The sequence below is a fragment of the Enterocloster sp. 210928-DFI.2.20 genome, from assembly GCF_020554465.1.
GTDB lineage: Bacteria > Bacillota > Clostridia > Lachnospirales > Lachnospiraceae > Enterocloster > Enterocloster bolteae.
On record NZ_JAJCHK010000014.1, the window covers coordinates 20,180 to 34,595 of the forward strand.

The 14,416-nt window shown below is 50.4% G+C and carries 15 protein-coding genes; 7 read left to right on the forward strand and 8 right to left on the reverse strand.

The features are described 5' to 3' along the window. The first annotated feature begins 2 nt into the window (after positions 1 to 2). The 5 genes from LI015_RS13960 (at position 3) to LI015_RS13980 (ending at position 5,494) form a co-directional block, all read left to right on the forward strand. On the forward strand, positions 3 to 971 hold the full coding sequence (locus tag LI015_RS13960; protein ID WP_002569766.1) for an ABC transporter permease: 969 nt from the start codon (positions 3 to 5) through the stop codon (positions 969 to 971). A gap of 206 nt (positions 972 to 1,177) precedes the next feature. Beyond that, on the forward strand, positions 1,178 to 2,125 hold the full coding sequence (locus tag LI015_RS13965; protein ID WP_002569765.1) for a sugar ABC transporter substrate-binding protein: 948 nt from the start codon (positions 1,178 to 1,180) through the stop codon (positions 2,123 to 2,125). A gap of 4 nt (positions 2,126 to 2,129) precedes the next feature. Further along, positions 2,130 to 3,443 carry a sensor histidine kinase gene (locus LI015_RS13970; protein ID WP_118018682.1) on the forward strand — a complete coding sequence of 438 codons (1,314 nt, stop codon included), beginning with the start codon at positions 2,130 to 2,132 and terminating at the stop codon, positions 3,441 to 3,443. Continuing rightward, positions 3,436 to 4,104: a response regulator transcription factor gene (locus tag LI015_RS13975; protein WP_002569763.1), complete on the forward strand. Its 669-nt coding sequence runs from the start codon at positions 3,436 to 3,438 to the stop codon at positions 4,102 to 4,104. The genes LI015_RS13970 and LI015_RS13975 overlap by 8 nt, the downstream gene beginning before the upstream one ends. A 70-nt stretch (positions 4,105 to 4,174) precedes the next feature. Continuing rightward, the gene (locus tag LI015_RS13980; RefSeq protein WP_227125416.1) at positions 4,175 to 5,494 is read left to right on the forward strand and encodes an ABC transporter substrate-binding protein; all 1,320 of its coding nucleotides are present in this window, start codon (positions 4,175 to 4,177) and stop codon (positions 5,492 to 5,494) included. A 108-nt stretch (positions 5,495 to 5,602) separates the two neighbouring features. Here LI015_RS13980 and LI015_RS13985 read toward each other — a convergent pair whose 3' ends face one another. Then, entirely contained in the window at positions 5,603 to 6,262 is a 660-nt protein-coding gene (locus LI015_RS13985; protein WP_002575760.1) for a trimeric intracellular cation channel family protein, read from the reverse strand. Between the two features lie 20 nt (positions 6,263 to 6,282). Beyond that, positions 6,283 to 7,290, reverse strand: coding sequence for an aspartate--ammonia ligase (gene asnA, locus LI015_RS13990; RefSeq protein ID WP_002569760.1), 1,008 nt, complete (start codon positions 7,288 to 7,290; stop codon positions 6,283 to 6,285). A gap of 208 nt (positions 7,291 to 7,498) precedes the next feature. Here asnA and LI015_RS13995 point away from each other — a divergent pair, with 208 nt between their 5' ends. After that, complete coding sequence (locus LI015_RS13995; RefSeq protein WP_227125419.1) at positions 7,499 to 8,170, forward strand: YHYH domain-containing protein; 672 nt, start codon at positions 7,499 to 7,501, stop codon at positions 8,168 to 8,170. Between the two features lie 195 nt (positions 8,171 to 8,365). On the opposite strand, the gene LI015_RS14000 is transcribed toward LI015_RS13995, so the two are convergent. From LI015_RS14000 to LI015_RS14015, 4 genes are all read right to left on the reverse strand, one after another. Next, positions 8,366 to 8,578 (reverse strand): DUF3006 domain-containing protein, encoded by a 213-nt coding sequence (locus tag LI015_RS14000; RefSeq protein ID WP_002572124.1) that lies wholly within the window; start codon positions 8,576 to 8,578, stop codon positions 8,366 to 8,368. Between the two features lie 26 nt (positions 8,579 to 8,604). After that, on the reverse strand, positions 8,605 to 9,759 hold the full coding sequence (locus LI015_RS14005) for a ComEC/Rec2 family competence protein (RefSeq protein WP_227125421.1): 1,155 nt from the start codon (positions 9,757 to 9,759) through the stop codon (positions 8,605 to 8,607). A gap of 89 nt (positions 9,760 to 9,848) precedes the next feature. Beyond that, on the reverse strand, positions 9,849 to 10,277 hold the full coding sequence (locus LI015_RS14010) for an acyl-CoA thioesterase (protein ID WP_002569756.1): 429 nt from the start codon (positions 10,275 to 10,277) through the stop codon (positions 9,849 to 9,851). A 15-nt stretch (positions 10,278 to 10,292) separates the two neighbouring features. Continuing rightward, a complete protein-coding gene (locus LI015_RS14015; RefSeq protein WP_227125423.1) occupies positions 10,293 to 11,519 on the reverse strand; it encodes a tetratricopeptide repeat protein in 1,227 nt (408 codons plus the stop codon). Positions 11,520 to 11,904: 385 nt separating this feature from the next. Here LI015_RS14015 and LI015_RS14020 point away from each other — a divergent pair, with 385 nt between their 5' ends. Beyond that, the gene (locus LI015_RS14020) at positions 11,905 to 12,147 is read left to right on the forward strand and encodes a hypothetical protein (protein ID WP_002569753.1); all 243 of its coding nucleotides are present in this window, start codon (positions 11,905 to 11,907) and stop codon (positions 12,145 to 12,147) included. Between the two features lie 289 nt (positions 12,148 to 12,436). Here the strand turns inward: LI015_RS14020 and LI015_RS14025 are convergent, their stop codons facing one another. Both LI015_RS14025 and LI015_RS14030 read right to left on the reverse strand, forming a co-directional pair. Beyond that, positions 12,437 to 13,711 carry an alkyl/aryl-sulfatase gene (locus LI015_RS14025; protein WP_227125425.1) on the reverse strand — a complete coding sequence of 425 codons (1,275 nt, stop codon included), beginning with the start codon at positions 13,709 to 13,711 and terminating at the stop codon, positions 12,437 to 12,439. Between the two features lie 15 nt (positions 13,712 to 13,726). Further along, the gene (locus tag LI015_RS14030; protein WP_227125427.1) at positions 13,727 to 14,410 is read right to left on the reverse strand and encodes a 5'-methylthioadenosine/adenosylhomocysteine nucleosidase; all 684 of its coding nucleotides are present in this window, start codon (positions 14,408 to 14,410) and stop codon (positions 13,727 to 13,729) included. Between the last annotated feature and the right edge of the window lie 6 nt (positions 14,411 to 14,416).

A 14,416-nucleotide genomic window follows, 5' to 3' on the forward strand; every position in this document is an offset into this window, starting at 1 on the left:
AAATGACAACCAGATTGCAGAAAAATGTAAAACAATATTTCAAGGATAATATCGGCATCATCGGGGCCCTGCTTATTTTGTGTATTTTCTTATCCGTGTTTCCAAAGACCAGCGGCTCCTTTCTGACCCAGAAAAATATATTCAATGTGCTGAGACAGATATCGTCCAACCTGTTCCTGGCCTGCGGCATGACCATGGTCATTATCCTGGGGGGCATTGATTTGTCCGTTGGCTCCATCATCGCCCTTTCAGGCTGCTTTGCAGCCGGCTGCGTGTCCCGTTACGGCCTTCCAATCGCAGTAGGCGTACTGGGCGGCGTGCTGGTGGGCACCGTGGTGGGTATGTTTAACGGCGTTGTCATATCAAAGACAACCATACCGCCCTTTATCGTGACCCTGGCCACCATGAATGTGGCAAAGGGACTGGCCTATGTATATACAGGCGGTTCACCTGTGCGTGTGGTTACAAAGGAATGGCAGTTTTTGGGAGCCGGGTACGTGGGCGGAGTCCCCACTCCGGTTATACTTCTGGCAGTGGTGCTGGTTATCACGGCCATTATCATGAATAAGACAAAGCTGGGGCGCCATATCTATGCGGTGGGCGGCAACTCCCAGGCAGCCAGATTCTCAGGCATCAGCACAGCCAAGGTTAAATTCCTGGTACATACCTATTCAGGAATCATGGCGGGACTTGCGGGCGTGGTTCTGGCCTCCCGTATGTATTCCGGCCAGCCGACGGCAGGAGACGGAGCTGAGATGGACGCCATTGCGGCTGTTGTGGTGGGCGGCACCTCCATGGCAGGCGGCTCCGGTAAAATCGGAGGCACCATCATAGGCGGCCTGATTATCGGCGTGCTGAACAACGGACTGAATCTGCTGAATGTAAATTCCTTCTGGCAGTACGTGGTAAAGGGAACTGTAATTCTCCTGGCTGTTTTTGTGGATTATCTGAGAAACAAAAAGGCGGAATAGAGCCTGGTTTACGGCAAAAGCGTTTCACGGCAGTGGGGCGCTTTTTGTCGAAACCAAAGTTTTATAAAAAGTTCCTATGAAATATTACAGATTTGCATCTTTGAGGTATAATGGGGAAGGACCGGGCAGCCGGGGGCATGACCGGACAGCCGGGGATATGACCGGCAGCCGGGAAGTTAAGCCAAGAATAGGGAGGCGGGAACCAGATGAAGATAGGGACAGGTCTGTTAATCCTGACAGCGGGCGCCATGCTCCTGCTGGGGGGCTGCGGCCATGGGGATGCAAGCGGGCGCCAGCATGAGGCCAGGCTGTTCGGGGCCACCTATATGACCAGGAATAATCCGTATTTTGATGTACTCAATGAGGGGATTGAAGAGGTGGTGGAAGCCAACGGCGATATCCTGCTTACCCGGGATCCCCTTCAGGACCAGGAAAAGCAGAATGAACAGATTCAGGAAATGATAGACGAGGGCATCCAGATGCTGTTTTTAAATCCCGTGGACTGGGAAAAGGTACAGCCGGCCCTGGATGCGTGCAGAGAGGCGGGAGTCGGCATCATCAATGTGGATACGGTGGTGAAGGACCGGGACTCCGTAATTTCCATTATTGAAACAGACAATTACCAGGCGGGCCAGCTCTGCGCCCTGGATATGATGAAACGAAAGGACGAGGCTAAAATCGTCATCCTTGACAACCCCATACAGACCTCCATTACCAACCGGGAACAGGGCTTTCTGGACACCATAGCGGACAATCACAATTACCAGGTGGTATACAGGGAAGCTGCGGCAGGCGAGATTGAGGTGTCCTCCCATGTGATGGCCGACCTGCTGCGCCGTGACATCAGCTTTGACGTGATTTTGGGAGGCAATGACCCCACGGCACTGGGGGCTCTGGCAGCCCTGCAGCAGGCCAGGAGGGAGGAGGGCGTCCTGATTTACGGAATCGACGGCTCTCCGGATTTCAAGGCAATCCTGGATGTGGGCTATGTGACAGGAACCAGCGCCCAGAGCCCAAGGTCCATAGGAAGGAAGGCGGCTGAGACCGCATACCGATACCTGGACGGGGAGCCGGTGGAGAAATACATAAGCATGCCCAGCACCATGATTACGAGGGATAACCTCCACGAGTTTGAGATAGACGGGTGGCAGTGAGAAGATGGATACGAACATGGATAACAGGCGGGTACGCATCCTGCAGCTGGGCATTCTGGCGCTGAATGTGGTATCTGTCATGGGACTCAGCATATTTATATATGCCACAATTGAAAATATACGGCGCAGCTATGTGGCCAGGGAGTTTTTAAGCGGCATCCAGGCCATTGTCTGGTATCCTTACTGGAACATCTGGCTCTGCGCCCTCCTTCTGGCTCTTCTGGCAGGCAGTATGTTTGTGCGGGACCGGCTGTTTCCGGACAACAGCAAGGTGATTCTTTTCAGCCTTGTGGCTGATTTTGCCATATGTTTTGCCATCATCATACTTTTGAATTTTAATTACAACGGAATTCTGCTGCTGGTGTTTTCCAATGTGATTCTCTATGCCAAGAACGGGAAATCCAGGTATTTTCTGGCGGCAGTGGCAATCGGCAGTTTTATACTGGCTGATTACGAACTGCTTTCCATTTCATACCGCCTGTATTCCATACAGGATTATATCTCATTTTACAATGCAACCACCCAGCAGTATCTGCTCAGCAGCTATAATATCCTGGTATCCCTGAATGTAATCATGTTCGTGGTGTACTGTGTGAACATCATCAACCAGCAGCAGGGAAATCTGGACGAGATACACGCCCTGAACGAGCAGCTTCAGGATGTGAATGAGCAGCTTCAGGAGTATTCCGTGATGGCGGAAAAGATGGCTGAGACACGGGAGAGAAACCGCCTGGCCAGGGAAATCCACGATACCCTGGGGCATACCCTGACCGGAATTGCTGCGGGAATAGACGCCTGCCTGGCCACCATAGGCACGTCGCCCCAGCAGACAAAGGACCAGCTGGAGCTTATTTCCAAGGTCACAAGGGACGGCATTAAGGAAATACGGCGCTCAGTCAGCCAGCTGCGCCCGGACGCCCTGGAGCGCTTCAGCCTGGAATATGCCATCAGCAAGATGGTATCGGACATGAACGCTGTGTCCGGCGCAAGGGTGTATTTTGACTGCCAGGTAAAGAACCTGAAATTTGACGAGGACGAGGAAAATGCCATTTACAGGGTTATCCAGGAGGGAATCACCAATGCGCTGCGCCATGGCCATGCCAGCCAGATATGGATTACCATAAAGAAGGAGGATACGGATATCCTTCTGCAAATAAGGGACAACGGAATCGGATGCAAGGAGATAAAAAGCGGATTCGGAACAAAGCATATGAAGGAGAGGATTAAGATGCTGAGCGGCGTTGTTACATTTGACGGCAGCGACGGATTTACTGTTAATGCAAGAATACCAATCCGATGGGGGGAGACTTATGATTAAAGTATTGATTGCCGACGATCAGGAATTGATTCGCCAGAGCCTGCAGATTGTGCTCAACAGCAGGCCGGACATAATGGTTACGGATGTGGCTTCCAACGGACAGGAGGTCATCCGCAGCGTGAGGAAGAATAAACCCGATGTCATACTGATGGACATACGGATGCCCAAGCTGGACGGTGTGCAGTGCACGAAAATCATCAAGGAAAATTATCCTCAGATAAAAATTATTATTCTCACCACGTTTGACGATGACGAGTACGTTTACAATGCTTTGAAATATGGTGCCAGCGGATATCTCTTAAAAGGCGTGTCCATGGATGAACTGGCCAATGCCATCACCACGGTGTATAATGGATGGGCTATGATTAACCCGGATATTGCAACCAAGGTGCTGAGGCTGTTTTCGCAGATGGCCCAGGCAGATTACAGCATACTTGTGGGTGATAAAAATGTGGATGAGCTTACAAAGACAGAGTGGAAGATCATAGCCCAGGTGGAAGTGGGGGCCAGCAACAGGGAGATAGCTGAGGCTCTTAAGCTGTCTGAGGGAACAGTGCGCAATTATCTCAGCACTATACTGAACAAGCTGGATTTGAGGGACCGCACCCAGCTGGCCATCTGGGCTGTCCAGACCAACGTGAGAAAGCGGCTGGGCACATGAGATTTGACCGGACCAGTGTACGGGGATCGGGAGAGGTCAAGATGTTGGCAGAAGGAAGGATGAGATTGGGATGAAGGGATGGAAATGGACACTGGGGTTGGGAGCAGCCGTGTTCCTCCTTGCAGGCTTCCTTGGATGTATATATAAGTACCATGAGAAGGAGATTGTCCTGGAATTCGGCATGTTCACGGGAAGCAACTGGGATGTGGCCAGTGCCAGCAGCTTTGTCATGATAGACAAGGCCATAGCAAAGTTCGAGGAGGAGCATCCCGGGGTGAGGATACATTACTACAGCGGAATCAGCAAGGAGGATTACTCGGAGTGGTGCGCCAGAAAGCTTTTAGAGGGAAAGATGCCGGACGTGTTTATGGTGCCGGACACGGATTTCAACCTGTATTCATCCCTGGGAGTCATGAAAAACCTGGACGAGCTCATTGAACACGACGCCGGGTTTAACCGGAATGATTTTTTCACTACTGCCCTGGATGCGGGAAAGTACGACGGACACCAGTGCGCCCTTCCTTATGAAACGGTTCCCGTCCTTTTATTTGTCAACAAGTCCCTTCTGGCGAAAGAGCAGATTGAGGTGCCGGGGGAGGACTGGACCTGGGACGATATGTATGAAATCTGCCGTAAGATAACAAAGGATGTAAACGGAGACGGACTGCTGGACCAGTTCGGAACCTATAATTACAGCTGGAGAAATGCGGTTTACACCAGCGGGGGAAGGTTTTATGACGGGGATCAGCAGCAGCTTCCCTTTACAGACTCCCATGTCCTGGATGCCATTAAATACATGAAGCGCCTCAATGACCTGAACCAGGGACAGAGCGTGACCCAGGAGGATTTCAACAAGGGGAACGTGGCTTTCATGCCCCTGACCTTTGCGGAGTACAGGACCTATAAAACATATCCTTACCGGATTAAGAAATATACCAAGTTCCAGTGGGACTGCATCACATTTCCCGCGGGCAAGGAGGGGGAAAACCGTTCCAGAGTGGATTCCCTTCTCATGGGAATCAACAGCAATACAAAGCATGAAAAGCTGGCGTGGGAGTTTCTGAAACAGCTGACGGGAAATGAAGAGATGCAGATGGACATATTCCGGTATTCCCAGGGAGTGTCTGTGCTCAAAAGCGTTACCGGATCCGCCCAGGCAGCTGCCATTATACAGGAGGACATGGACGAGGGCGAGCAGGTAATCAACAGCAGCCTGCTTTATAATGTAATTGAAAATGGGGTTATAGAGCCTAAATACCAGCAGTATGAGCAGGTCATGAACCTGGCGGACGGTGAAATATCAAAGATACTCATGGAAAACAGGAACGTGGACAGCAGCATGAAGATATTCCAAAGAAGCATTACTAAGTATTTACAGCAGCAGAGGTGAGTTTCATGCATGTTTTATAAGAGCAATACAAGCGCATGGAAAGAAAGTCCGGGCCGTAATCATCGTTACATTGGTTTGTACAATGATTACGGCCCGGACTTGTTTTATTTATTTGTTCTTAGTATGGTATGCGGTGGGAAGGTTCCAGTCGTACCTGGTCGCCAGAAGGCGGATGAGCACCACCAGGATTGCGCTCAATATCATGGAGGCATCCCTGGAGAGCCAGCCGTTAAGGCATACATAGCACACGGCTCCGGCAATAGAGGCAGAGGCATACACATGCTTGCGCAGGATATACGGGGACTGGCCTGCCAGCATATCTCTCAGGATACCGCCGCCCACGCCTGTGAGGACGCCCAGAAAGATGGAAAGGAAATGATATTCCCCGTAACCGGCTGTCCCCGCGGTATTGATGCCGGTGACTGTGAATGCGCCCAGTCCGATGGCATCAAACAGGTTCATCATCTTCTCATAGGCCGAGATATACCGGCTTTCCAGTATCTGCTGGTTCAGCCACACCAGGATGAAGAGCACCATGGCCGTGAGAAAGGCGGTGTACACGTAAACCGGGTTCATGAACAGGCTGGGCGGGACGATGCCCAGTAGGATGTCCCTGAGCATACCGCCGCCAACGGCAGTGGTGACGCCAAGGACCACCACTCCCAGCAGATCCAGACGCTGCTTGATGGCTACCAGGGCACCGGAGGACGCAAAGGCCACGGTACCGATTATTTCGATGATAAAAAAGATTGAGATATTCGATTCCATAATACGCTCCCAGCCAATGGCTACAGCAGATAAATCTTGTTCTCCCCGCAGATATCGCGCATTTTTTGGGGCCAGATACTGGCCTGTACTTCACCGATATGGGCGCGGTCCAAAAGCAGCATGCACAGACGTGACTGTCCGATACCGCCGCCAATGGTGTAGGGAAGCTCGCCGTTTAAAAGCATTTTATGATAGGGAAGGCTGCGGCGGTCCTCACATCCCGCCTTCTTCAGCTGGTATTCCAGGGCAGCCTCATCCACGCGGATGCCCATGCTGGAGATTTCCAGGGCGCACTGCAAATGCTCAAACCAGAAAAGAATATCGCCGTTCAGCTTCCAGTCGTCATAGTCAGGCGCACGTCCGTCATGGGGCTTGCCGCCGGCCAGTTTGTCGCCAATCTGCATCAGGAACACACAGCCGTGCTCCCTGGTAATCAGGTTTTCCCTTTCCTTAGGAGTGTTATCAGGATACAGGTCCTCAAGCTCCTGGCTGGTGATGAAGTAAATATCTTTGGGAAGATGTTTGACAGCCTCCGGGTATTTATACCACACCTCATGCTGCATGTGCTTGATAATTTTGAAGATCTCCCGCACCGTATCCTTCAGGGTGTCCAGGGTGCGCTGCTCCTTTGTAATGACACGTTCCCAGTCCCACTGGTCCACATAACAGGAGTGAAGGTTATCCAGCTCCTCGTCCCTGCGGATGGCGTTCATGTTGGTGTAAAGTCCCTCGCCTGGCTTAAAGCCGTATTTCTTTAATGCCATACGTTTCCATTTTGCCAGAGAATGCACCACCTCCAGGGTTTCGCCGGGTAGCCCCAGCATATCAAAGGAAACAGGACGCTCGGTGCCGTTTAAGTTATCATTAAGTCCGCTGCTCTTTTCCACGAATAAGGGAGCGGAGATACGTTCAAGGTGCATCTCCCTGCCCATTTCCTTCTGGAAGGTATCGCGTATGTATTTGATTGCGTCCTGGGTCTCCCGTATGGAGAGGCGGGGATCGTAATCCTTAGGTATGATTAGTTCCATTTTAAAAACCTCCAAACTAGTTGAATTCATTACATATGTTTCTTATGGTATCATCATTGGGAAAAACGTGCAAGTGCTTCCACCAATTTTTTATGCCGGAAATGGCCTGAAAATGAGAAAATCCCCTGGAAAGATGCTGAAATACGGAGTTACACACAGATAAAAACATGGTAAAATAGAGTTAAAAATGAAATCGGGAGGTAATGAGATGAAACGTACAGTAAAGGTATGGATGGCAGCGGTCATGAGCGGAGTGCTTCTGGCGGGAGGCGCGGCAATGACGGGACAGGCCCCGTGGGGAATGGAGGCCCAGGCTCATTCAGGCAGAACCGATGCCAGCGGAGGACACCGGGATAACAAGAATGCCAGCGGGCTGGGAAGCTATCACTACCACTGCGGAGGTCATCCGGCACACCTGCATCCCAATGGAGTGTGTCCCTATGCAGGAGGCGGGGAAAGTACCCAGACCCAGACCCGGGCCCAGACAAAAACCCAGACACAAGCCCAGACCCAGGCTCAAGCACCGGCCCAGACCCAGGCCCAGGCCCAGGCGCAGACTCATACCCAGGACCAGGCTGCGGCCCAGGCAGCTTCCGGGGCAGGAGAAACTTCCGGTACTTCGGGCTGGCATCAGAATGGGGCATACTGGAACTATATCTGTGAGGACGGAACCCGTGTGATTGGATGCTGGAAGCAGATTGACGGCGTATGGTACTCGTTTGACGGTGACGGAAACATGAGAACGGGATGGTACGGGGAAAATGGTTCTCTCTATTACCTGGGAACAGACGGGAAGATGGCTGTGGGAACCTGCGTGGTTGATGGAAAGGAATACCAGTTTGACCAGGACGGGAAAATGATATCGCCGGATAACAGGTAGGATATGGATGAATGGATGGAAGTATGACAGGAAGTACGGCAGGAAGTATGACAGGAAGGACAGCAGGAAGTATGGCAAGAACGACAGGTAGTATGGCAGGAGTATAACGGGTAACATAACAGGAGCATAACAGAAAAGGCGGGCCCCCATTGGAATAGTCAATACGGGCCCGCAGTCATTTGTCATTTTTTGATTTTATTCAAACAGATCCATAAGCTTCTTCTTCATTTCACGCCGTCTTTTATCTGTTTCTTCGGAATCCAGGAAAAACCTGCCTTCCTCTTCTCTCAGCACGTCGCCTTCCTTAACTTCCTTTGGAAGATGGCTGACGGGAACAGAGATGCATTTCCTTAATTCAGTTTCACATATGGCCAGACCCTCTTCCAGCCGGTCGATGATATATTTCATATAAAAATCCTTTCTGTGGGTTTGGTTTAAGGCTTGCACTGCTTACAGGGTTCATACCCCTCCTGTACCAGTTCATCCCTGGATGCTGTCACGTCTTTGCGGTTCTCAGGTTTCATCTGGGTGGCAGAGGCGCAGTCGGGGCGGTGGAATTTGCCTGTGTTGGTATTTATGACATAGCTGGAGCGTGTGGAGGGATTGCCGGCCTCATTTTCAGCTGCGGCCCCGTTGTCAGAGTCTGGGATAGCGGCTGTCTGATTGCCGCCGCTGCCGGCGCTGATGCCGGGAACCGCGGCAGTGCCGGTACTCCATGTAATTGTCTTGCCGTCACTGAATGCGGTAATGGTTCCCTCCTCGTCTGTGCGCAGTACCTGGCAGCCCGCCTTCTTAAGCTTTTCCATGGTTTCCTTATGTGGATGGCCGTAGGAGTTGCCCTTTCCGCACTGGATTACCACCCAGGAGGGGGATACCTTTTTCAGAAATGCGTCACTGGTGGAGGTGCTGCTGCCGTGATGACCTGCCTTCAGAACATCTGCTTTTAGCATTGCGCCGTTTTTGACAATATCTTCTTCAGCCTGATTCTCTGCGTCACCGCACATGACAAAGCTGTTATCGCCGAAAGTAAGGCGGACGCCCACGGACCAGTTGTTCAGGTCGCTGCCATAGTCTTTTACAGGGGAGAGTATGGTGAAGGAGGCGTCTCCCAAATCATAGGAATCCCCGGGGGTGGGTTTTGTGATTTTAAGTCCCCTGGAGGCAATGGAGTCAAGTACGTCCTCAAAGGTTTTTGTGGTGTGCTCCACAGGTGGAAGAATGACCTTGTCAATGGGAAAGGTATCAATGACCTTGTCCAGGCCCCCGATATGGTCGGAGTGGGGATGGGTGCCAATTACATAGTCCAGCTTTGTTACGCCCTGTGCTTTTAGATAAGAGATTACGGTGCCGGCCTGGTCATTTTCACCTGCATCAATAAGCATGTAGTGTCCGTCTGATTCGGCCAGTATACTGTCGCCCTGGCCCACATCAATAAAATGCACAGCCAGTCCATAACCGGATGGCGCGGTTATGGATGAACCCTTATCCGGTGAAAAAGAGGGGGAGGAATCCGTGCATCCTCCCAGCAAAAGAGATATTGCACATAAAATGGATATTATCAATATTCGGATATTCTTTAATTTTGTCATAAACTAGTCAGCCTTCCTGTCTTAATAATTACATATATACATGTGAGGATAATCCCTTTGGATAACAGCATCGCCTACAGATGCCGTCATTACCGGGAATCCTGTGCCTGGACCGCGCTGCAGAATGCGGTGTCCCACTGAGGGTAGGAACGTTTTAAGGATACAGGTCTGCCGCCTGTATCCAGGAAACAATGCCTGCTCTCGCCGGTGGTTTTGAGTTCACCGGTGGCTGCATCGCGCATCTCATAACCAAGGGTCATGCGGATGGCATTATATTCTTTTACCCATACATGTATCTTTACATGGTCATCAAAACGTACCATGGACCTGTATTGGCAGTGCACCTCCAGAACCGGGCTCATGATGCCGGATGCTTCCATGGCCTTATACCCGCAGCCCATCTGTTCCATTAAGTTTACCCTTGCCTCCTCCATCCAGCGGATGTAGTTGGAATGGTGCACACAGCCCATCTGATCGGTCTCGTAATACTGTGCGTGATGTTCGTAGTCTTTAAACATAGTTACCTCCTGGTTTTATTCGGAATCCATTTGATCCTGATACCATAATTCAAATCCTTCATCTGTCATATCCCTGGTATCTGTCTGGTAGTAGCCTTTCAGCTGTTCTTTGAATTGTTCCAGGTCCTCGCGGCAGTTGTGCGTGGGGAATCCGGATGTTTCCAGCAGACGGCATGCCGTGACAGAATGCAAGATAGCCTTGTCCAGACTGTCCTCTGATTCAGCGTATACGGAAGCCAGGGTATTCTGGACATTGGATTCAGCATAGGCATTGTCGCCATCCTGGTTAACAAACTCCAGCGCCTTGTCAAGGGCGGCCAGTGCAGGAGAATACTCTCCGCGCTCATGGTACATCTGTCCCATATTGTAGAAAGCCACCCCTTTTGTGTAGGAGTCGGCTGTTTCCGACCCGGAAGCCTTGCCATAAAAATGTTTTGCGGCATCATAATCCTTTAAAGCATTATAAATCCTTGCTATACGGATGTAGGACCAGGTCTGGTCGCTTCCATTGGATTCCTGGATCTTCAGGGCCTGCTGATAATTCTCCAGGGCCTTTTCATAGTCCTCGGTTTTCTTGTACGCGTCTCCTAAATCGGATAGAAAAATGGCTGTATACTCAGAGTCCTTTCCGCAGGCCTTTTTTATAGCCTTCAGACCTTTTTCATAATAGTTCAGGGCCTCGTCCATATGGCCGGCGTCCTTACAGACGTCGGCCATGGTGTTATAATCCCATGCCAGTTCTTCTGTATTGGAAGTCCTCTTGTCCACATCCGCGCACTCCTTCAGATAGAGAAGGGCCTGGTCATAGTTTTCCAGTTTATAGTATGCCATACCCAGGTTAAAATAGAGCGGACCGTTGGCCGGTTCATACCGCTTGCCGTTTGAAAAAACTTCGTCCACCTTTTCCTGGTAATAATCAGCAGCCTCCTGATATCTTCCTTCCTCGTAATACTGGCTTCCCAGGTTAACCTCCGGCTCCGGACCCATATAAAAGGTGAGGGTTGAATGTCTGTAGTTACAGGACCTGGACATGAAGATGAAGCACAGGAGAAGAATCACTCCCAGTACGCATTTGGCAGCGGCAGACCCCTCTTTATATTGTGACATATCAATCTCCATTCCATCCGGAAGCTCATGGGAACTGTCTGAAAGCTCACGGGAACCGTCCGGCATGCCCTGGGTTTCGTTCAATCCTTCGTCTTGGTTTTGGCATACATCAGGCCTTTTATCTGTCTCATTCATTATTGTTTTCCTTTCCGGCAATATGGCGGCACATGGAAGTCATGGAAGTATTATACCATGAAATTTTCCAAAAGACGAGTAGGCGGAAACAGATGTTTGCATGGGCTTCTCATTATGGGCCTCTTTTTATCTGCCCTCTGCGGCTGCCATTTTGTCCGGCTTACCGGAGCTGCCGGACTTTGGATGATTCCGTTGATTTACCGGCTGCAAGGAGAACTTACCTGACCCGGGACAGCGAACCTAAACCCGGAGAGGATTTTATACAGCTTATGTATATTTTGAAATTTGCTTACATATACTGGTAATAAATGGACCTGTCCTCCGAACAGATACCCGGAAGCAGATTCAGACCAGATATTATCAAAAAGAAAAGGAGCGCACGTTTATGGCACGGGGAGTAAGAAAGTCACCGGTTGAAAAAATGCAGGGAGAGCTGGCGGATGTACAAGCATCCATAGCACAGTATGAAAGCTGTCTGGAAACCATGAGAGAAAAGGAAAAGGCACTGATGGAACATATCCAGCTGGAGGAATTTAAGGTGGTCAACGAGATGTTAAAGGAACGGGACATGACCATAGATGATTTAAAAGAAATGCTGGCAGGAGGGGACGTGACGCTCAGCGCATGATACATGAAAACCTGTATAAGCGGTAAGTTGGGAAACATTCGGATTGGGCAGCCGGCAGGCGGAATGGGTTTTCCAAGGGGCACCCTTTGGCACACGGCTTTGGGCGAAGTAAGCGTATTATGCGCTCTGCCGGCGTTGCCGTGAAAATACCGCTGCCGCAGGCGCAGGTCTGGTTTCAGCATCAGACAGGGTGTATAGAAAGCCCATGTCCTGCTGAATGGGCAGACAAAACGGGCAAGCCCCTACTGTGCTTGCCCGCTTTGATTACATATCAGAAAAAAGTTAGAATTTATTCCGGGTTCATTTCTTTGGCACATACCATATAATAGTGCCGTCCGTTGGCGCTGGTTTCGTACTCCGCCAGTTTTTCCAGCGAGGAAGCCTTTAGATGCAATACTTCCTCTTTTGCTGAATTTCCATTGGATAAAAGTAAATCGCATAGTTCCAGACACCATTGGTATTCTTTGTGGGAAAGGGCTGTTTTGGCCGCGTCCAAAACAGTCTGCATGCCGCCGATTAACGCAATCATCTTTTGTGAATGTTCTTCGGGGGACAGGGGGTGCAAATGCGTGGGGTTCCCGTCGAACCATCCCAGGTAAGCCGAGTAAATGGACCGTACCGTCCATTCCACACAGCCATAATGCTCTGCCAGATAGGGAAGACCTGCATATTCGGGGGGTAATTGTATATCAGCCGCCAACTGATCCGCAGTCTTTCCCGCGTTCATTCCCTCCAACGTTTGCGTCAGAATATATTCAAATGCATTTCTGAAATTCCCCAAGGTGCTGCTGATGGTTTCATGTCCCAGAATCGCCGCCGTGTGTCCCGGCAGGAGACACTCAGCCGGATAGGACATCAGTACGTCAATACTGTGAATCCATGCCGCAAGATCACGGTATTGCCCTCCGCGGATCGCATAGAGGTTGGGAAAACAGCCGTAGAAATTATCCCCGCAGCACAACACCTTTTTCTGCGGCAGCCAAATCATTATTTCTTCTTCCGATTCTCCGGGGAGACGAACCATTTCCAACTGTACGCCGTCGATTTCACGGCTTACCTTGTCTTGTTCATAAAGAGTGGTGGGCAAAACAAAGGCACGGTGTTCTCCGTGGGTAATCCCTTCACGGGGACCGATGCCCTGTGAAATTGCTTCTTGGTCGGTAAGGGGATAGCCAAATTGCCGTGCCCCCCGCAGATTTTGAATATCCTGTAAAAGCCCGGTTTTTTCTAAGGCTGGAGCCGCCGGCGCAAAGGCGATGACCTCCGGCCTGCTATCCATAAAAGCTCCTGCGCCGCCCCGGTGGTCAGGATGGCCGTGGGTGTAGATGATTGTACCGACTTCTTTTTTTGTATTTTGCCGGATCAGGTCCAGCAGCTGTTCCCCTCGCTCCCGTGTATCCAATGTGTCAATCAAAATAACGCTGGAACCCGCTTCAATAAAAATGGCGTTGCTGTGTCCCAATCCCAAAACAAACCATACGCCCTTTGTCACTTCAGTTATGGTGTGTTTATAGTTCTTATTCGTAAAGTCCTGTAATTGTTGATGCCCATTTTGTATCAGCATAAGCCCTTATACCTCCTAATCTAATTGCCCAAGAATGCCTAAAACAATCTCCGCGGATATTTCAGAGGCCGCTTCGCAGTTCTGGTCAAAGGTTTCGATGCCCTGATGCGTAACGGTATCCGTAATGGTCCGCACTGCCAGAAATGGAATGCGGTTTACATAGCAGACATGGGCAACGCCGGCCGTTTCCATGTCTGTGGAGAGGGGGTCAAATTTCTGATTGATTTCCTCTCTTTTTTCATCTTCAATAAATTGCTCCCCGGTAACCATGGTTCCAAACAGAACAGGATGTTTTGACGTCCGGCTATAGGCTCTGGCTATGGCGCACAACTCCTGATCTGCTAAAAAATAATTTGATTTCAGCCATGGGTGAAAGTCCGTCAGAATATCATCGGCCACATCATGGTAAATCACCCGTTCCGAGATTACAGTATCAAAAAGCTGCACCCCTTCCTTCATCCCGCCCGCGGTTCCTGCGTTGATGATTAAGTCCACATGGAACATATCGATCAAAAGCTGGGCCGCAATGGCGGCGTTTACTTTGCAGACGCCGCTGTATACGGCGGACACATTCACATGATTTATGGTTCCCGTATGGAATTTAAGCATTGCCTTTTCTGTAATTTGCTGCCCTTTCATATGTTCTAAAAAAGGGGCCAGCTCCGTATCGCCGGCGCAAAGAATCCCAATTTTTTTCACCGCTTA